Here is an 18,273-nt window from a genome sequence, read left to right as displayed (position 1 = left end):
ATCATCAACTTATTATCGTTTTTGTCTTACCCATAATGTATATATATAATATACATCCAAATGGAACTGCTAAAAATGTGAGTGACTTATTCGGGGTTTTTGTTAGAAAGTGCCGGTCTCTACTCAGTAAACTACTCGACACATAATGAATCGCCTGCCTAAATTTAAAAGTAGTACTGGCGAACGGCAATTTCATCAGTTCCTTTCTGTAAAAAGCAAACCCTTTCGGATTCTTCCGATACTGATTCAACATATTGACAGAAGATCCGTCAGCTAAATATTCCACACGGCAGATGACCTCATTCATAAGAAGCATTTTATATTCCTTATCAAGCATGAAATACTTATAGGCAAGGCCGACGTATTTTTCCCGATGAAAGATTGGATAAGGATATTTCTTCGTCAACTCTGTACGGTAGACTAATTTTTTATCCCCTGTTACTCCATATTTGTTATATAAATCAAATAAGGTGGAAGAGCCGACTGTATCTGGTAACTTTGTTCCGATGATACCCCCGTCATGGTAGGCATCTAACCCAATCATTCCACTTACTTTAGAGCTTCCATGATCATTCCAAAATGACAGGATCTTTTCAACGGCATCGTCTGGCATATAATCATCGGAATCGATGCAGACGTTCAGCTCTGTATGAATTAATTGATAGGCGGTATTATGGGCGCCATGCATGCCCTGATTTTCCTGCCAGTGGTAGATAATGTGAACATGTTCCTCCTTGATCCATTTCGCGACAAGTTCATTTGTATGATCTGTTGATCCGTCATCAATGATCAGCCAGGTGAAATTTTTATTCGTTTGCCTTTTAAGACTTTCATAACACTGACCAAGGCAATAGGCACGATTATAGGTTGGAGTGAAGACTGTTAGTTGCTTCATCCTGTTTTCCCTCCCAGCGTTATGTATGATCTTTCTGTATCTTCTGCTGTTTTCCGAATATCATAGCCTTTAAGAGTCATGGCCGCATGAGAGACATGTCTTGCTGACTGTGTATTTTTCCCCTTCACTATTTGTTCCACCCAAACCCTCTTATTCGTAATAGGTAAGAAACTGACCAAACCATTTCCCATATCTACTTCTTCTGTAATAGTTTCTGAAATATAACACGGTAACCCTGCACCTTGTGCTTCAATCAAGGTAACCGGAAGACCCTCGTGAAAAGATGGGAACATGAACATATCTAATGCCTGTAGTAAATAGGGAATGTCATCCCTTACTCCCAGAACCATGACCGCTTGTTGTAAATGCAGGCTTCTTATTTTATCGGCGATCTTCTCTCTTAAAGGTCCGTCCCCCACCAGGATTAATTTCGATTCGGGTATTTTTTTGTGAATCTCGGCAAAGGTTTCGAGTAAAAACATATGATTTTTTTGTTCACAGAACCTTCCAACATGCCCTAATACCAGCGTGTCTTTATTTAACTGAAGATCAGATCTAACCTGATTTCGGATATAAAAGGAGAATTGAAATTTATCGAACTCAATTCCATTTTTTATAAGCTGTGCTTTATCTGCCTGATTGCCGAATAACCACTTAGAGGCCGCATTTGAACAGGCAAACAAGTGAGTAGCACTCCGTTTTATCTGCTGGCCGACTAACCATTTATAAACCTTTACCCCTAATCCTCCCTCACTCTGGGTATTATGGCTGTGAGCGATTCTTACAGGAATACCCGCTTTCTTTGCAGCTCTTAACACCAACCCACTCATCTTATCCAAATGTGAGTGAACGATTTGATAATAGGAGTGTTCCTTAAAGAACATATCCAATTCCTCCACATACCCAGAATGCCCAACTTCCGTCACGTAGGAAATCCTATGAATCTTTCCGCCCATCTCAAGAATTTCAGAATCGAATACACCTTCTTTACATGTTAAAAAATCGAATTGAACCTTCGTTCGATCGATATTACGGTACAGGTTCATGATCAGTGTCTCTGCGCCGCCCCGGTTCATATTCACGACCACATGCAGAACTCTTAATGGACTGCCCATTTTTCCACCTCCTTCTCTTTCATAAAAGATTGGTAAACTCGACTTTTTTCATTTACTATTCGTTGGACACTAAATGAGCTCTCTATCATGCCTCTTCCGTTCATTCCCATCTGCCTTCTGATGTCTTCTGAGGCAGCAAGGAGTTTAAGCTTGTTTGAAAAGCCTTTTATATCTGTTGGGGATACAATCCAGCCGTTTTGATGTTCCTTCACCAACTCCCGGTGCCCCCGATTCACACTTGCCACCACCGGCAACCCACAAGCCATCGCTTCCATTATATTCACCGGAAGTCCTTCACGCAGACTTGATGCAACCGCCACATCACACATGGGGAGGATTTCAGGTATATCCTTACGAAATCCCAGGAAATGTACCATATGTTCAACTTCTAGCCTCTTTGCCAGTTCCTTGCATGTATTCTGCAAGATTCCTTCACCTGCAAGCAACAGCTTCGCGTGTGGAACCTCTTCTTTGATATGTGCTAACGCTCTAAGCAGCAGTTGTTGGTTTTTGTTCCTGTTAAATTCGGCAGCATAAAATAATAAGAAGTCATCTGGTTGATATCCAAATGACTTCTTTCTTTCCTCTTTATCCTTTTCAGAAATAGGTTGGAAGGTTTCGGTGTTCACTCCTACTCCATGAACATGTTCAATGGTGGGAATATGGAATCGTTGTTTGGCCAAGGTATAGTCTTCTTCGTTAATCGTAATAAGACAATCTGTATACTGTGACAGCATTTTTTCAATTGGGTAGTAAAGCATCCAATTTTGAATGGGAGCACCTTCACAAAAATGAAATCCATGTGCTGTATAGATGACCTTTGTACCATTCTTTCTTGCCCCTCGTGCTGCTAAGCGAGCCAGCACTCCTCCCATAGGTGTGTGGCAATGTATCATCCTATACTGCTGTAGATCAATGATATCTTTTAGTTCTTGATAGGCCGTTATGTTCGTCAGCGAAAACGGTGATCGTTGGATCGGAATGGTAAACTTCTTATCTACATACGGAAGCTCGATTTCACCACTTGCCGCTACATGAACCTCCCAGCCTTGTTCCTTGAACCATTTCATGTAAGGTAAATGGAACGCTTTAAAGTGGTAGTCGACGGTTGCACAAAACAGGATTGAATGAACCATACCCATCACCTCATTCCACTTTCTTAGCTACTTCCCGTTCCATGACGGTTAATAGGTATTCCAGCAAATCGGCTTTCAAATCCTCTCGCTGTAATGCAAATTCAATCGTTGTTTGGATAAATCCCATCTTCTCCCCCACATCATAACGGGTCCCTTCGAAGTCATAGGCGTAGACCGCTTCGTGATGATTTAGTTCGGCAATGGCGTCAGTCAGCTGAATTTCTCCTCCCGCTCCCGGTGGCTGATTTTCCAGTACATCGAAGATTCGTGGACTTAGGATATACCGACCCATAATAGCCAGATTTGAAGGAGCTTCTTCTCTAGCCGGTTTTTCCACAAGCCCGTTTACTCCGTAGAATCGATCCCCGATTTGATTAGAATCTACAATGCCATACCTGGATACTTCTTCTTCATTCACAGTTTGAACTCCCAGAATAGAAGATTGATATCGATTGTATTGATTGATCATTTGTTTAAGGCAAGGGGTGTCAGCTCTGACGATGTCATCGCCAAGTAAGACGGCGAATGGTTCGTCTCCCACAAATTTGCGGGCGCACCAAATGGCATGCCCTAATCCCTTTGGTTCCTTTTGACGGATATAATGAATGTCTACAAGTTTCGAAGACTTTTGGACTTCAGATAATAGTTCGAATTTACCTTTATCCAGAAGATTTTGTTCGAGTTCGAATGAATGATCGAAATGATCCTCGATGGCTCTTTTTCCTTTCCCCGTAACGATAATGATATCTTCAATCCCCGACTCAATGGCTTCTTCGATTATGTATTGAATCGTTGGCTTATCGACAATCGGCAGCATTTCCTTTGGCATGGCCTTTGTAGCTGGAAGAAACCTTGTTCCAAGTCCAGCAGCAGGGATGATGGCTTTTCTTACCTTCATTGATTCTCACTCCTATTAGCTTGATATCGACATGACTGGCTTCGGTTCAAGAATCTCTTTTGTATTGGCTAACGCAACCAGTTTTTCTCTTAGTGTCGCCCGATCCATATCGTTAAACGTTTCGATGATTTCATCGATTTCTTCTAAATAAAGATGCGCAGTTTTCCCTATATAAATGTTCGGGTAGATTTGTTCTTCGTGGATCTCTTCATCCTTCAGAAGTTCCTCGTACAGCTTTTCCCCTGGTCTCATTCCTGTAAATTTCAGTCCGACTTCCTCGATGGAATGACCTGAGAGCTTGATCAGATTTTTCGCTAAGTCGACTATTTTCACGGGTTCTCCCATATCCAATACGAAGATTTCTCCTCCTTGAGCCAGGGCTCCCGCTTGAATGACAAGTCTTGATGCTTCCGGGATAGTCATGAAATACCTGACCATATCGGGATGCGTGACCGTTACAGGACCACCTTTTTCTATTTGCTTTTTAAATAACGGGATGACGCTTCCCCTGCTGCCCAATACATTTCCAAATCGAACGGCAACAAATCGTGTGGAACTCGTTTGATCCATGCTTTGGATAACCATTTCAGACAATCGTTTAGTAGCTCCCATGACGCTCGTTGGATTCACCGCTTTGTCGGAGGAAATCATGACAAAGGTTTTGACCCCACTCCAGCTTGCCGCTTTCGCAATATTTGTGGTACCAATAAGATTGTTCTTGACCGCTTCTTCCGGATTACGCTCCATGAGAGGAACATGCTTATGGGCAGCAGCATGGTAAACAACATCAGGAGTGTGTTCATTCATTACTTGGATCATCTTCTTCTCATCCTGTAAATCAGCAATGACAGGGATGAACTCAATTCCCTTGCCGACAAATGATTCTTTCAGCTCCATCTCAATGGAATAAATACTGTTTTCCCCATGTCCGAGGAGGATTAATTGTTTCGGATTGAATTGAGAGATTTGACGGGAGATTTCAGAACCAATAGAGCCCCCTGCACCTGATACAAGTACCACTTTGTTTGTGACATATTCAGAGATGCTGGACATATCGATTTCCACTGTATCCCTGCCTAGTAAGTCCTCTACCTGTACATCACGGAATTGATTGACTGATATTTTTCCAGTGATCAAATCCTCCAACATCGGCAGGGTTTGCGTCTTCGCTTTCGTTTTCAAGCATTCCTGGAAGATGGTATTCAGATCTTGTTTACTAAGAGAAGGTATGGCAATAATGATGTGTTCAATGTCATATTGAGCTACCGCTTTTTCAATTCGATCCACGCCTCCGACGACCGGGATGCCCAGTATGTCCAGTTTCTGTTTTCTAATATTGTCATCAATGAATGCAACAGGGACCAGATCCCCGTCATTCTTTAGAAGCTGTCTGGCTACCATTGTGCCGGCCGCCCCGGCTCCCACCACCAATGTCCGTTTGCGATTATCCACCAGGGATATAAAGGTGTCACGATAGACTCTCCATACAAACCTTGAACCTCCAATGAGCATCAAGTGAAGCATCCAGGTAACGGCAAGGAGTCTGAATTGAATTTCCTGCAGTGCTACTTGTTGGATGATCGCTCCTGTAAGCACCGAATAACTCACTACTTTAAAAATGATTAATAATTCCCCTATGCTTGCATATTCCCATGCTTTCTTATAAAGTTTGTGCTTCAGTGAAAAGATTTGGTGACTGATGAGCAATGTAATAGAGCTGATGACGACAGGAAGGGTTATGACTTGGATGGTGGAGCCTGTCAGCATTTTGCTGACGAAGACAGCGGTCAGGACAATAAGTGAATCAACTAGAATGAATAGAGATAATCTTTGCCTGTAGGTCATGCTATGCCTCCTTTCCTTCATCAAGTACTTTCAATCTTTTATAAACAGCGTAGTCTAATAGCTTTCTTATGGCCTTCAGGTGTTCTTTCAAGGCATCCCGCTTTATATACCTGATCGCTTTCTTAATTAATTTAGGTTGTTCATCTAATAGAATCATATCTTTAAACCATCTCCTTTTATTCATTAATGTCCTTATGTACGCTATCTTCCGAAAAAAAAGATTTCCTACATAAAAACATTAAAATGTGGGCATCTAACCCATCCTCACACCACACCACCGACGACTTAGCGTCTAAGGTTTATTCAACCCACAGCATGACCGAGTACCTCCATGGATAACGGCAAGGAGACATCACCGATAGAATATTCATTTTTAACGTACGATTAATTCTTAATAACGAACATGCAGATTAAAAATTTTTTACCCTTCATTTAAAATAGCTCCAACAATCTTGGCATGAGCCAGTTCCAGCACTTTTTTCGTTTCAATCGCCAGTTCGATCTCGGTTTTCCCTTTATTCAGTACCAGTACAACTCCATCGCATTGATTGGCTATGACTCTCGTTTCAGTTGACTTTATTGCAGAGGGAGCATCAATCAGCACAACATCGTATAACTCAGCCAGCTTCTTAAGAAGTTCCTTCATACCCCTTGTTTCTAATAATTCAGCCGGGTTAAAGGAATGAGATCCACTTGTCAATACTTCCAGACGACTGACCTCTGTTTGATAGAGTGCATCTTCTAACGCCGTATGACCGGTTAATACATTGGTCAGTCCCTTTTCGTTCGGAATTTTAAAGATCGAATGGATGATCGGCTCCCTCAAGTTGGCATCGATGACGAGTATCTTCTCTTTCTGCTGCGCCATGGAGACGGCTAAGTTAGCGACCATGGTTGATTTCCCTTCCCCATCCTTGGGAGATGTGATAAGGAATATTTTGTTTTCATTTTTATTGATGAATTTCATATTCGTTCTAATCTCGCGAAACTGCTCAGAAATAATCGACTCTGGATGAGAGTAAGTGACAAGATGTCTTCTTTTCATTTTACTTAATTGCTTCTTCCTATTTAATGCCAACTGTATCACCCCTTAACTCCATTTCAGCCTGAGCCTTCCGCTTTATGACAAATTTCTTCTTATTCATATTAGACACTTTACCAAGAACGGTTATATCCAAGTACTCCTCAATATCCTTATTCGTTTTGATTGTTTGATCCAATGAATCTAATAAAAACACTAATCCGATAGCTGTAATCATACCTAAGACGAAAGCGATGATCGTGATCCTGTTCCCTGCCGGATTAATAGGATATGGATTTTCTTTTGCTTCAGATAATAATTGAACCTCTTTGAAATCTAATATTGTAGCGATTTCGCTCTTAAAAAGTTTGGCTGTCGAATTAACAATAGCCATGGCTACTTTAGGATCGGCATCAACGGCTGAAATTTTTATGACTTGTGAATCGTCTATTTGAGCCACCGTAATTTGATTGGCGATTCCTTCCGGTGACCGGGAAAGATTCAATTCATCCCTGACCTTCTCCATGATGATTGGATCTTTTATCATAACCATTAGCGTATTCATATTTCCGCTGTCTGAGCCAATGATCACCCGTCTGGAGGATTCATAAAGATTCGTTTGTGTATAGGAGTTGTATACATACCCGGCAACCGTTGTGATGAATGTGATCAGGATAATAAGCCAAATCCGTTTTTTTATGACCTCATAATACTCTCTTAAATTGATTTCTCTCGCGACATTGTTCACCATATAACTTGATTGTTTTGAACTTCCCATGGAAACCAAACCACCTTTATTGAAGTTTATTTTAAAAGTACTTATGAGAGAATTATTCATTATAACGAACAAATAGAATAAAAAAAAGAATCCCTGCTAGAAAATCGATTTGAAAATTTCTAATTCGAGCTCATTCAACTTCTTTATTCTCTACCAATCTATTCTTCTTTCATTTTAGTTCTGTATAAAGAACATGTCAACTATTATTTTCAGAAAATACTATTTTATTAGGTATCAAGGATCATATCTAACTGAATTTATATGATACTTTAGATACAACTAGTACTTGATTATTTATTTAAATTGAAAAAACCGGTCAGCCCTAATGGACCAACCGGTTTTTTCTACTCAATCCTTACTCAACCGTAACCGACTTAGCCAGGTTACGCGGCTTATCTACATCACAATCGCGGTGCAGAGCAGCATAGTAAGAGATTAATTGTAACGGAATGACAGAGATAAGAGGTGTTAACAATGGGTTAACCTCTGGGATGACGAAGCGATCTTCTTCGTCTTCTAAACCTTTCATGGAAATAATACAAGGGTTCGCTCCACGAGCGACTACCTCTTTCACATTTCCTCTGATACCAAGGTTTACATCTTCTTGTGTTGCAAGGGCAACGATCGGTGTTCCTTCTTCGATAAGGGCGATCGTACCGTGTTTAAGCTCTCCTCCGGCAAATCCTTCTGCCTGGATGTAAGAGATTTCTTTCAGCTTCAATGCTCCCTCAAGACCTACATAGAAATCAAGAGAACGGCCGATGAAGAAACAGTTGCGCGTCGTTGACAGATATTCACGTGCGATGTCTTCAAACTCTTCTTTCGTGTCGCAAAGTGCTTCCATCGCAGTAGCTACGATACCAAGCTCTTGAACAAGGTCAAAGTCCTGGTTGTTTCCACATGCCTGACCGGCAACGTGAGCAAGAATAGCAAGAACCGCAAGTTGAGCCGTGTACGCTTTCGTTGAAGCTACAGCGATTTCAGGTCCTGCATGAAGAAGCAGTGTGTAATCTGCTTCACGTGACAGGGTTGATCCCGCTACGTTTGTAATCGTTAATGATTTATGTCCAAGTTCTTTGATTTGAACCAGTACGGCACGGCTATCTGCCGTTTCACCACTTTGAGAAATGAAGATGAACAATGGCTTCTTAGAAAGTAATGGCATATTGTAGCTGAATTCACTTGCTACATGAACTTCTACAGGAATTCCTGCACTCTTCTCGATGAATTGCTTTCCAACTAGACCAGCGTGGTAGCTCGTTCCACATGCAATGATGTAAACACGATCCGCTTCTTTCATCGCACCTACGATCGGCTCATCGATGTGAAGCTCGTTGTTCTCGTTTTGGTAAGCTTGAATGATTTTACGCATCACTAGTGGCTGTTCATCGATTTCCTTCAGCATATAGTGAGGGTATGTTCCTTTTTCAATATCACTGGCATCGATTTCAGCCGTGTAAGGAGCACGTTCCATTACTTCACCGATCAGGTTTTGAATTTCAACCTTTTCTTTCGTGACGATGACCATTTCTTTATCCATCAGCTCAACATATTGATCCGTTACTTGAATCATCGCCATTGCATCACTTGCTACAACGTTGAAGTCTTCTCCTAGACCAACAAGCAGTGGACTTTTGTTTTTCGCTACATAGATTGTTTCATCATTCTCAGAATCTAAAAGGGCAATGGCATAAGAGCCTTTCAGAAGCATCAACGTTTGACGGAAAGCTTCCTCTACTGTGTTTCCTTCTTCTACAATCTTTTCAATCAGCTGAACAATGACTTCTGTATCCGTATCACTCTTGAACGTTACATCTGTTAAATATTCACGCTTTAGTTGAGAGTAGTTTTCGATTACTCCATTATGAACGATTGTGAAGCGGCCTGAATTGCTTTGATGAGGGTGAGCATTCACCTTGCTTGGTACACCGTGTGTAGCCCAGCGAGTGTGACCGATTCCAGTGTTGCTTGATACGTTCTCATCCACGATTCCGCGAAGGTCTGCAATACGACCTTTCTCCTTGAACACATGGATACCTTCGTCGTTTTGAACAGCGATCCCTGCAGAATCATACCCGCGGTACTCAAGCTTCTCAAGACCTTTTAATAGGATTTCCTTTGTATCTGAATTTCCAATATATCCAACAATACCACACATAATTAATTTATCCTCCCTGAACATGCAAGGGGGCAAGAACTCTTTTGGGGACAACTTGCCCCCTTATCTCTGTTTGTCATTTATATTATTCGTTTGGTCACTTCTTTTCATCCCTTTGTGCATCAAGTTGCCTCAATGTTTTAAGGAAGAAACTTTCGGCTCGGTGACATTACGAACCGGGAGGCATCCGCCGAACACTCGATAAACCTCCACCTCGTCAACTGAACGATCCTTGTCGTATCCATCGTCCAGCCCTGGCGCTTTATAGATTTTATACCTTACAATCCACCTTTCCTTCTTGAATCACATTTCCATATAATTTGAAAAATGAAAACAAAATCATCATACACTAGCGGGTTTCCCTTCGTCAATGAAAATCTGACAACGATAAGGAGTTGTTATCACTTTGTCATGTTCCCGACATAGAATGAGGGTAAACACATTAAAACACCCTACTCATTAAATATGCACAAAGGGCACATATTGACCCCTTGTGCATGAAAAATCAACTATTCGTTCAGACCCATTTCCTGATCGACGACTTGTACAATTTCATTTACATACTGTTCACATAGCTCTTCTGTAGGGGCTTCCGCCATGACACGGACCAGTGGCTCCGTTCCTGAAGGGCGGACAAGAATACGGCCATTTCCGTTCATTTCTTCCTCTACCTTTTGAATCACGTTTTTAACCGTTTCGTTATCCGTTACATGATGCTTATCTGTGACACGAACATTTACAAGCTTTTGAGGGAATTTCTGCATTTCTCCCGCAAGCTCCGATAATGATTTACCTGTCACTTTCATGATATTCACGAGTTGAATACCTGTTAACAGGCCGTCACCCGTTGTATTGTAATCAAGGAAGATGATATGCCCAGACTGCTCACCGCCAAGAGTATAACCGTGCTTCTTCATTTCTTCCACCACATAGCGATCACCTACGGCTGTCTGGATGCTCTGGATGCCATTCTCTTCAAGACCTTTATGGAAGCCCAGGTTACTCATTACGGTAGACACAACAGTAGACTGTTTCAATTGTCCCTGTGATTTCAAGTACTTTCCGCAGATGTACATGATCTGATCTCCGTCCACGATCCGCCCATGCTCATCAATCGCGATGATACGGTCTCCATCTCCATCAAAGGCAAGACCTAAGTCTGCTCCTTTTTCCTTCACCATTTCAGCAAGAGATTCTGGGTGAGTGGATCCAACGCCTTCATTGATATTTAAGCCGTCCGGTGATGCCCCCATTGTGGAGATATCCGCATCAAGATCAGCAAACAGGTGGGTAGCAAGAGCAGATGTTGCACCGTGTGCGCAATCCAAAGCAATATGTAAACCATCGAAATCTTCGTCCACTGATTGTTTTAAGTACTGCAGATATTTTTGACCGCCTTCGAAATAGTCACTTACCTGACCAAGGTCGGCGCCGGTCGGACGAGGAAGTCCGTCAACGGTTTGATCCAGTAGATCTTCAATCTCACTTTCCTGATCATCGGACAGCTTGAAACCATCCGGACCGAAGAATTTAATCCCGTTATCTCCTACCGGGTTATGGGAAGCAGATATCATGACTCCTGCCTGAGCTCCCAATGCCTTTGTAAGATATGCCACTCCCGGAGTTGAAATCACACCCAAGCGCATCACTTCCGCCCCAATGGAAAGAAGTCCCGCTACAAGTGCTCCTTCCAGCATATGACCGGAAATTCGAGTATCCCGTCCAATCAATATTTTGGGACGTGTAGCATCCTTCGTCAGTACATACCCACCGAAGCGTCCAAGCTTAAAGGCTAATTCCGGTGTCAATTCCGTATTCGCTACACCTCTTACTCCATCCGTTCCAAAATACTTACCCATTGTCATTCTCTCCTTTTTACAGCTCTTATGCTGAAGTGTTCTTTTCTTTGATTTCTACTTTTACCGTTTTTTGTGAAAGGGTCCATTCAACGTTATCTGGTCCTTTTGCATCTATTTCAACCTCATGTTCGCCGGGCTCAAGCCCTGAAAGATCAAGGGCGAGGGAAAAGTCTTCTTTCCTGACCTTATTCACTTCCCTGTTTTGACCTTTCAGTGCCACATCCACTGCCCCGCTTTCAGGTGTCATGATGGTGTATTCATATTCGTCAGCCAATCCTTCAGGCTTGATCTCGATTCCTGATAGGCTCTTCTCCTCGGTCGTGTTTACATCCACTTTGACTTTCACCTCTTCAGGAGAAACTTTATTCAGCCCATCCTGGAGGGCAAGTGGTACAGTAATGGTCGAGTCCTTCGTGATTTTCGATAGATCGACTTCTGCAAGGAGTTCTTCCACTGTGTCCAAGACGTCCTGTCTGCCAAAGATCGTTGCCTCTTTAGGTTCTATTGAAATCGATTCAAGGGTAGTGCCTTTTGGAAGACTTCCCTTTTGCTTCACCGAGACTGGTACGGTCTTGCTCGGATTCACCACCGATACGGTGACATCCACCACTTCAGGCTCTACCAGTACATCCAATTTGTTGTATTCACGGTCAAGCACCTGAACCCTGGCTTCCTTAGTTACATTCTCATTGATTTCTTCATCGACATCAAGAGTCGCAATGACATAGGCAATCCGTTCTACTTCAGCCTTGGATCCGGTCACTTTCACCGTTTTTGGATCGACTGCCAGTCCTTCAGCCTCATATCCATTGGATAAAATGCTTTCATTGAACTGAGGTTCGACCGTAAACTCTTCTGTGACTTTTTCCTGAACCGAAATGTTGGCGAATTCAGGATCCTTTTTCACTTTTAATTTATCAGAGATATTTTGGATTTGAATTTCAACTTGATGTTCGCCTATCCCGATATCATTCAAGTCCACATACACTTGAAAATCCTTTACTGTCTTGGTTTGCTGCACAACGGCCTTTGGTCCTTCCACAGTCACATTCACCGTATCAGGCAGTCCTGAGACTTCCAGGTTGTCACGGTCATAGAATACTTCAAGTGGGACATCCTGGATCGTTTCTATCGCATTCTGAGAGCTACCGTTGTTATTGTTGGCCGTTTTCTGGATATCGTCAAAGTTCACGGATAGATAGAGAATGAAGGCTAACAACAGTCCAACAATACGCATGAACCAGCGGCTTTCCATGAATTTATCCATTTTCTTTCTTCCCCCTAAAACTCCATTTCGTCGAGGAAGCATTTGTCTTATCGCCAATGAGCTCTAAAGTAAGTATTTCCCTAAAGCGCTCCAGAGAGAGGTCGCGATGCAACTCTCCATTTTTCGTGATGGAGATAGCTCCCGTTTCTTCTGATACAACGATGGTGATACTATCTGTCACTTCACTCACACCGAGTGCGGCTCTATGCCTTGTCCCAAGCTCCTTAGAGATGAAAGGACTTTCGGACAATGGAAGATAGCATGCTGCTGCTGCGATCTGATTCTTCTGTATGATCACCGCGCCATCATGAAGGGGTGTATTCGGTATAAAGATATTAATGAGCAGCTGGGATGTGATTTTTGCATCAAGGGGTATACCTGTCTCGATGTAATCACTCATTCCCGTTTCCCTCTCAAGAGTGAGAAGGGCGCCAATACGGCGTTTCGCCATATAGCTTACGGCTTTTGTCATGGATTCGATCATCTGTTCCTGCTCTTCTTCCTCCTGCAGGCCCGTCCTTGAGAATAAACGTCCCCGGCCGAGCTGTTCAAGAGCCCTTCTTAGTTCAGGCTGGAAGATGATGATGATGGCGAGGAATCCCCAGGTGAGGGCTTGTTCCATCATCCATCCCAGTGTATCGAGACCGAAGATACTACTCAGGCCCCTTACAATGATAATGACAAAAATACCTTTTAATAGTTGTACTGCTTTCGTTCCTTTTATCAGCATGATCAGTTTATAGATTACAAACCATACAACGAGTATATCTACAATATCAGAGACATAATCCAGCGCGGAGTAATCCGAAAAAATATCGATAAACGGCATATTACATCCTCCAATAGCTTAATCGAAAGCGTAAGCCGCCATGTGTGGCTTCTCCATTTTCGTAACGTTACTTATTATAGCACATTTTTTCACGGTCAAATGAGAGACACGCACGGCTTCATGATTCTTTCTTATCTATTCATGAACTCACGTTTTTGCATAAAAAAACTGACACGATTTTTTAAGTGTCAGCCCTTTAGGGACGGACCTTACATTCCATCCCCTCTATTTTATCCTACTTTTCTTCAAGTTGCGAATTTCCCCAGTCCAACGTGTCTTTAGCCCCTTTTTTTATCTGGTACCAAAGCCACTCGAACGCCTCATCGATTTCATGGATGTCCCCTGTCACACTGCCTGCAGAGGCAAGATATTGCTTACCGTCGATACCCGTTACCTTCCCGTTGATGACCGTGACATTTCCTGCAACTTTTCCTTCTATTTTCACATCGCCATTACGGACGGTCAGATCCCCTTTCACGACCTCACCTTCAGGTACAACGACGGTATGATCCTTCACGACTAATTGAGCATTTTTCGTAAAAGAAAAGTCCTTGTCATCATTCCAGGATGTGAGAAAACTCCCGGTCATAAAGAATAGGAATAGGGCGGCTGCCGTAAGGAGCGGATGATGACGGAACCATCTCTGTACCCCGACCTTCTTCTTCTCTTTCGGTAATCTGGACATGACGTTATCTGTAAAGTTTGCCGGAGCACTGATGTGGGATGTGCTCTGTACAAACGCAATCGCTTTTTTCAACTCATGGAAGTGGTGCTGGCATTCAATGCACTCCTGCAAATGATGCTTCAGTTCTTCCTCTTTTTCACGGTTTAAATCTCCATCTAAATAATCGTGCATATACTCGATGATTTTATCAGGACAAGGCTTCATGTTCACTCACCCTCTCTACAGTGATCGTAATTGTTTTCTGAGAGCTTCACGCCCTCTATGTACTCTCGTTTTAACCGTCCCCAGTGGTAAATCCAATATTTCGCTGATTTCTTGAAGTGGGAGTTCTTCAATGTATTTTAAAACAATGACCGATCGATACTTCTCGGGTAACTTCGAGATTTCTGTTTGAATGGTCTCCTGCAACTCCATATTCTCCACTTCATCCTCCGGGAGCTGAACATCAGCAGCCACTTGAGAGTACATCGTCAAGCCTTCCGTCCCTGCCACCTCTGCATCGAGGAAATAATCCGGTTTCTTCTTCCGGATCCGGTCAATACACAGGTTCGTCGCTATCCGGAATAGCCAGGTCGAAAACTTTCTCTTTTGATTAAAGGTCTCGATATTCACATATGCCCTGATAAACGCCTCTTGAGCAATGTCTTCTGCCTCATGGCGATTTCCAAGCATACGGTAGCATATTTGAAACACTTTATCTCTATAAAGTTCGACTAATTCAGCAAAGGCGTTTTGATCACCTTTCAATACTTGTTTTATCCGTTTTTTCACTAATGCTTCCATTTCACAACCTCCGCTCTATGCGGCTATATTTATATACGTAATACCCTATTAAAAGGTTTCAATTTTTTTATATTATTATCCTAACAAATTTTTAAGGAAATGTGTTTACATTTATTAGAAAAGGGGTATAAAGGAACTAATATTTCTTTTGCGGGAGGATCTTAAATGAGGGGCAGATTAAATGATCTATTATTCCAAATTGAAGACTGTCGTCGCCAAATGGTCGAACTGGCATTAAAGTCTTCCTTTGCAGATGAGCAGGTAGTGGATTTGAGTACTCGTCTTGACGATCTGTTAAATCAATATCAAGTGGTCAAGCACCACTGAGGTGAAATAGATGAAGGCTGGAAACCTTAAACGGTTCCAGCCTTCTTTTTTTATGATTTATTAAAGTAATTTCTCTCCAAAAAGAGAACCCATTAATGCGACGGCCACCGTTGCCGTTTTATTCTTTTCATCCAGAATAGGGTTTACCTCTACAAATTCAGCAGACGTAATCATCCCGGATTCCTCTAGCATCTCCATCGCCAGATGACTCTCACGGTAGCTGATACCGCCAAGAACCGGAGTACCAACACCAGGGGCGTCACTTGGATCTAATCCATCCAGGTCAAGTGACAAATGAACACCATCCGTTCTGCCCTTTAAGTAGTCAATGGATTCTTCCATTACTCTCGTCATTCCCAGACGATCAATTTCATGCATCGTATAGACTTTAATGCCTTTTTCTTTAATTAATTCCCTTTCGCCTTCATCTAAAGAACGCGCCCCGATGATGACGATGTTCTCAGGCTTGATCTTAGGATTACTGTGACCGATACCCGTTAGGTCCTCATGACCTATTCCCAAGCTCACCGCTAGTGGCATACCATGGATATTACCTGATGGAGACGTATCACCTGTATTTAAATCGCCATGGGCGTCGTACCAGATTACACCTAGATTTTCATAATGAGGAGAAACTCCCGCCAATGTACCGATCGCAATACTGTGATCGCCACCAAAGATCAATGGGAAATCCCCGCTTCCGATCACGTCATTCACTTTTCCTGCAAGCGTTTCACTGGCTTCCGCAACCGCTTTCAAATTACGTAAGTTTGTATCAGGATTATTATGTATACGCTCAGCCTGACCAATCTCGATATCACCAAGGTCGTTAATGGAATATCCAAGATTCTCAAGACGCTCGACGATGCCGGCATAACGGATCGCACTCGGCCCCATATCCACGCCCCTGCGCATTTGACCTAAATCCATCGGTACTCCAATAATTGAAATGTTCTTCTTCATCAAAAATTCCCCCAATTCAAAATTCAAGACCTACCCCTATTGTATCCTTAGAATGATAGATGACTCAACTGGACAAGATTGTGTATATATATGCGGCTGAAGAGGGTTATGGGTGATTTCGTGTAATATTATGCAGGTACTCTTTTGGATGTATGTGCAGCTTGGTTATGATCGATTTAAAAATATATAGGTAGGTATTGAAAATAAATTGGTGAAGGAATGAAGAAAAGGAGATAATTCTCCCTTATTGTAAGAGGGCATTCTTTTGTTTTAATCAGATAACGGATATTCTGGTTAAATTTAAGTCATTTTCATTGGGTTTCGAACGAAAATATATGGATTTTTGTCAATTGGACAGGCGAGAAGCTAACTGAAAAGCTAAATAAAAAGACCTCAAATCTCCTAAAAGATTCAAGGTCTTAAAATGTCGTATGTATGGTTCATTTACTTCGCTGACGCTCCGTAAACGGATAGATCATTTGCTCTCACAAAAAATCTTTGGTGGAGCCTAGCGGGATCGAACCGCTGACCTCCTGCGTGCAAAGCAGGCGCTCTCCCAGCTGAGCTAAGGCCCCGTATAGAGAAATTCTCACACCAAGAGATGTGAGAAAATATGTGATGAGCCATGAAGGACTCGAACCTTCGACCCTCTGATTAAAAGTCAGATGCTCTACCAACTGAGCTAATGGCTCGTAATGGCTGGGCTAGCTGGATTCGAACCAACGCATGTCGCAGTCAAAGTGCGATGCCTTACCGCTTGGCTATAGCCCAATAATTACGTAAATGGCATAAAAAAGGGACATTTATAGGATGTCCATTTTACACTGAAATATACAAAATGGTGGAGGGGGGCAGATTCGAACTGCCGAACCCGAAGGAGCGGATTTACAGTCCGCCGCGTTTAGCCACTTCGCTACCCCTCCAGCTAAAAAAATGGTGCCGGCAAGAGGACTTGAACCCCCAACCTACTGATTACAAGTCAGTTGCTCTACCAGTTGAGCTACACCGGCATATTGAATTAACAAAGATAAATGGTGGAGGATGACGGGATCGAACCGCCGACCCTCTGCTTGTAAGGCAGATGCTCTCCCAGCTGAGCTAATCCTCCAATATGTAATGGTACGTTATTTTGCTTCCGCAAAAAACAATGGTGACCCATACGGGATTCGAACCCGTGTTACCGCCGTGAAAGGGCGGTGTCTTAACCGCTTGACCAATGGGCCAGTCTATAAAAAAGATAAAAGCTTCCAACCGGGCTCGAACCGGTGACCTCTTCCTTACCATGGAAGCACTCTACCTGCTGAGCTATGGAAGCAATGGCTCCGCAGGCAAGATTCGAACTTGCGACCGATCGGTTAACAGCCGATAGCTCTACCACTGAGCTACTGCGGAATGATTTGGCCTGGCGACGTCCTACTCTCACAGGGGGAGATCCCCCAACTACCATCGGCGCTGAAGAGCTTAACTTCCGTGTTCGGCATGGGAACGGGTGTGACCTCTTCGCCATTATCACCAGACATATTGCTTACAATGACAAATATTATTATATAATATTTTCAACGAATTTCAAGGGGTAAATGAAAATTTATTCCCTGAAAACTAGATAAAGGATTGATGTCAAGAAAGTCGAGAATCGACCAATGTTGTTCATTTAATAATGACTCTTTGTGGTTAAGTCCTCGATCGATTAGTATCAGTCAACTCCACATGTCGC

The 18,273-nt window shown here is 42.6% G+C and carries 16 protein-coding genes, 9 tRNA genes and 1 rRNA gene; 1 reads left to right on the top strand and 25 read right to left on the bottom strand.

The window, feature by feature from the left end; genetic code table 11:
- Positions 1–4: 4 nt before the first annotated feature.
- From LCL96_RS21380 to sigW, 14 genes are all read right to left on the bottom strand, one after another.
- Positions 5–895 (bottom strand): glycosyltransferase family 2 protein, encoded by an 891-nt coding sequence (locus LCL96_RS21380; RefSeq protein ID WP_224945132.1) that lies wholly within the window; start codon positions 893–895, stop codon positions 5–7.
- Positions 892–2,010 carry a glycosyltransferase family 1 protein gene (locus tag LCL96_RS21375; protein ID WP_224945130.1) on the bottom strand — a complete coding sequence of 373 codons (1,119 nt, stop codon included), beginning with the start codon at positions 2,008–2,010 and terminating at the stop codon, positions 892–894. The genes LCL96_RS21380 and LCL96_RS21375 overlap by 4 nt, the downstream gene beginning before the upstream one ends.
- Positions 1,995–3,146 carry a glycosyltransferase family 4 protein gene (locus LCL96_RS21370; protein WP_224945122.1) on the bottom strand — a complete coding sequence of 384 codons (1,152 nt, stop codon included), beginning with the start codon at positions 3,144–3,146 and terminating at the stop codon, positions 1,995–1,997. The genes LCL96_RS21375 and LCL96_RS21370 overlap by 16 nt, the downstream gene beginning before the upstream one ends.
- Positions 3,147–3,156: 10 nt before the next feature.
- On the bottom strand, positions 3,157–4,044 hold the full coding sequence (gene galU, locus LCL96_RS21365) for a UTP--glucose-1-phosphate uridylyltransferase GalU (RefSeq protein WP_224945121.1): 888 nt from the start codon (positions 4,042–4,044) through the stop codon (positions 3,157–3,159).
- 15 nt (positions 4,045–4,059) lie between these two features.
- Positions 4,060–5,889, bottom strand: coding sequence for a polysaccharide biosynthesis protein (locus LCL96_RS21360; protein ID WP_224945119.1), 1,830 nt, complete (start codon positions 5,887–5,889; stop codon positions 4,060–4,062).
- 1 nt (position 5,890) lies between these two features.
- Positions 5,891–6,046 carry a hypothetical protein gene (locus LCL96_RS21355; RefSeq protein WP_224945117.1) on the bottom strand — a complete coding sequence of 52 codons (156 nt, stop codon included), beginning with the start codon at positions 6,044–6,046 and terminating at the stop codon, positions 5,891–5,893.
- A gap of 264 nt (positions 6,047–6,310) precedes the next feature.
- On the bottom strand, positions 6,311–6,967 hold the full coding sequence (locus tag LCL96_RS21350; RefSeq protein WP_224945115.1) for a CpsD/CapB family tyrosine-protein kinase: 657 nt from the start codon (positions 6,965–6,967) through the stop codon (positions 6,311–6,313).
- Positions 6,954–7,688 (bottom strand): YveK family protein, encoded by a 735-nt coding sequence (locus LCL96_RS21345; protein WP_224945114.1) that lies wholly within the window; start codon positions 7,686–7,688, stop codon positions 6,954–6,956. Before LCL96_RS21345 ends, LCL96_RS21350 begins: the two co-directional genes overlap by 14 nt.
- 355 nt (positions 7,689–8,043) lie before the next feature.
- Positions 8,044–9,846, bottom strand: a complete 1,803-nt coding sequence (gene glmS, locus LCL96_RS21340) for a glutamine--fructose-6-phosphate transaminase (isomerizing) (protein WP_224945112.1) — start codon at positions 9,844–9,846, stop codon at positions 8,044–8,046.
- 509 nt (positions 9,847–10,355) lie between these two features.
- Complete coding sequence (gene glmM, locus LCL96_RS21335; RefSeq protein WP_224945110.1) at positions 10,356–11,705, bottom strand: phosphoglucosamine mutase; 1,350 nt, start codon at positions 11,703–11,705, stop codon at positions 10,356–10,358.
- 25 nt (positions 11,706–11,730) lie between these two features.
- Positions 11,731–12,972 (bottom strand): YbbR-like domain-containing protein, encoded by a 1,242-nt coding sequence (locus tag LCL96_RS21330; protein WP_224945108.1) that lies wholly within the window; start codon positions 12,970–12,972, stop codon positions 11,731–11,733.
- Positions 12,965–13,801 carry a diadenylate cyclase CdaA gene (cdaA, locus tag LCL96_RS21325; protein WP_224945106.1) on the bottom strand — a complete coding sequence of 279 codons (837 nt, stop codon included), beginning with the start codon at positions 13,799–13,801 and terminating at the stop codon, positions 12,965–12,967. The genes LCL96_RS21330 and cdaA overlap by 8 nt, the downstream gene beginning before the upstream one ends.
- Before the next feature lie 235 nt (positions 13,802–14,036).
- Positions 14,037–14,690: an anti-sigma factor family protein gene (locus LCL96_RS21320; protein ID WP_224945105.1), complete on the bottom strand. Its 654-nt coding sequence runs from the start codon at positions 14,688–14,690 to the stop codon at positions 14,037–14,039.
- A 15-nt stretch (positions 14,691–14,705) separates the two neighbouring features.
- A complete protein-coding gene (sigW, locus tag LCL96_RS21315; RefSeq protein WP_224945103.1) occupies positions 14,706–15,269 on the bottom strand; it encodes an RNA polymerase sigma factor SigW in 564 nt (187 codons plus the stop codon).
- A gap of 165 nt (positions 15,270–15,434) precedes the next feature.
- On the opposite strand from sigW, the gene LCL96_RS21310 reads away from it, so the two are divergent.
- The gene (locus LCL96_RS21310) at positions 15,435–15,596 is read left to right on the top strand and encodes an aspartyl-phosphate phosphatase Spo0E family protein (RefSeq protein WP_224945101.1); all 162 of its coding nucleotides are present in this window, start codon (positions 15,435–15,437) and stop codon (positions 15,594–15,596) included.
- Positions 15,597–15,656: 60 nt separating this feature from the next.
- Here LCL96_RS21310 and rocF read toward each other — a convergent pair whose 3' ends face one another.
- The 11 genes from rocF to rrf all read right to left on the bottom strand — a co-directional run bounded on the left by rocF (position 15,657) and on the right by rrf (position 18,076).
- A complete protein-coding gene (rocF, locus tag LCL96_RS21305; RefSeq protein ID WP_224945099.1) occupies positions 15,657–16,559 on the bottom strand; it encodes an arginase in 903 nt (300 codons plus the stop codon).
- 499 nt (positions 16,560–17,058) lie between these two features.
- Positions 17,059–17,134, bottom strand: a tRNA-Ala gene (locus LCL96_RS21300).
- Positions 17,135–17,178: 44 nt separating this feature from the next.
- Positions 17,179–17,251: transfer RNA gene (locus LCL96_RS21295), tRNA-Lys, on the bottom strand.
- A 4-nt stretch (positions 17,252–17,255) separates the two neighbouring features.
- Positions 17,256–17,330: transfer RNA gene (locus LCL96_RS21290), tRNA-Gln, on the bottom strand.
- A 68-nt stretch (positions 17,331–17,398) separates the two neighbouring features.
- Positions 17,399–17,482, bottom strand: a tRNA-Tyr gene (locus LCL96_RS21285).
- Between the two features lie 11 nt (positions 17,483–17,493).
- Positions 17,494–17,569, bottom strand: a tRNA-Thr gene (locus LCL96_RS21280).
- 22 nt (positions 17,570–17,591) lie between these two features.
- Positions 17,592–17,667 (bottom strand) — tRNA-Val (locus LCL96_RS21275).
- Positions 17,668–17,707: 40 nt separating this feature from the next.
- Positions 17,708–17,782, bottom strand: a tRNA-Glu gene (locus tag LCL96_RS21270).
- A 19-nt stretch (positions 17,783–17,801) separates the two neighbouring features.
- A tRNA-Thr gene (locus LCL96_RS21265) sits at positions 17,802–17,874 on the bottom strand.
- Positions 17,875–17,876: 2 nt separating this feature from the next.
- A tRNA-Asn gene (locus LCL96_RS21260) sits at positions 17,877–17,951 on the bottom strand.
- Between the two features lie 8 nt (positions 17,952–17,959).
- Positions 17,960–18,076 (bottom strand): 5S ribosomal RNA (rrf, locus tag LCL96_RS21255).
- Positions 18,077–18,273 lie beyond the last annotated feature (197 nt).

Origin of the sequence: Rossellomorea aquimaris (assembly GCF_020172085.1) — a bacterium.
In the GTDB taxonomy this organism is placed as follows: Bacteria; Bacillota; Bacilli; order Bacillales; family Bacillaceae_B; genus Rossellomorea; species Rossellomorea aquimaris_E.
The sequence above is the reverse complement of the archived record's forward strand: the minus strand, read 5'-3'. Positions and strand labels throughout refer to the sequence as shown.

What these genes read in the sequence shown, in the direction of transcription:
- LCL96_RS21380 (WP_224945132.1), bottom strand. Translation starts at nt 895, where the DNA reads ATGAAGCAACTAACAGTCTTCACTCCAACCTATAATCGTGCCTATTGC.
- LCL96_RS21375 (WP_224945130.1), bottom strand. Translation starts at nt 2,010, where the DNA reads ATGGGCAGTCCATTAAGAGTTCTGCATGTGGTCGTGAATATGAACCGG.
- LCL96_RS21370 (WP_224945122.1), bottom strand. Translation starts at nt 3,146, where the DNA reads ATGGTTCATTCAATCCTGTTTTGTGCAACCGTCGACTACCACTTTAAA.
- galU (WP_224945121.1), bottom strand. Translation starts at nt 4,044, where the DNA reads ATGAAGGTAAGAAAAGCCATCATCCCTGCTGCTGGACTTGGAACAAGG.
- LCL96_RS21360 (WP_224945119.1), bottom strand. Translation starts at nt 5,889, where the DNA reads ATGACCTACAGGCAAAGATTATCTCTATTCATTCTAGTTGATTCACTT.
- LCL96_RS21355 (WP_224945117.1), bottom strand. Translation starts at nt 6,046, where the DNA reads ATGATTCTATTAGATGAACAACCTAAATTAATTAAGAAAGCGATCAGG.
- LCL96_RS21345 (WP_224945114.1), bottom strand. Translation starts at nt 7,688, where the DNA reads ATGGGAAGTTCAAAACAATCAAGTTATATGGTGAACAATGTCGCGAGA.
- glmS (WP_224945112.1), bottom strand. Translation starts at nt 9,846, where the DNA reads ATGTGTGGTATTGTTGGATATATTGGAAATTCAGATACAAAGGAAATC.
- glmM (WP_224945110.1), bottom strand. Translation starts at nt 11,705, where the DNA reads ATGGGTAAGTATTTTGGAACGGATGGAGTAAGAGGTGTAGCGAATACG.
- LCL96_RS21330 (WP_224945108.1), bottom strand. Translation starts at nt 12,972, where the DNA reads ATGGATAAATTCATGGAAAGCCGCTGGTTCATGCGTATTGTTGGACTG.
- cdaA (WP_224945106.1), bottom strand. Translation starts at nt 13,801, where the DNA reads ATGCCGTTTATCGATATTTTTTCGGATTACTCCGCGCTGGATTATGTC.
- LCL96_RS21320 (WP_224945105.1), bottom strand. Translation starts at nt 14,690, where the DNA reads ATGAAGCCTTGTCCTGATAAAATCATCGAGTATATGCACGATTATTTA.
- sigW (WP_224945103.1), bottom strand. Translation starts at nt 15,269, where the DNA reads ATGGAAGCATTAGTGAAAAAACGGATAAAACAAGTATTGAAAGGTGAT.
- LCL96_RS21310 (WP_224945101.1), top strand. Translation starts at nt 15,435, where the DNA reads ATGAGGGGCAGATTAAATGATCTATTATTCCAAATTGAAGACTGTCGT.
- rocF (WP_224945099.1), bottom strand. Translation starts at nt 16,559, where the DNA reads ATGAAGAAGAACATTTCAATTATTGGAGTACCGATGGATTTAGGTCAA.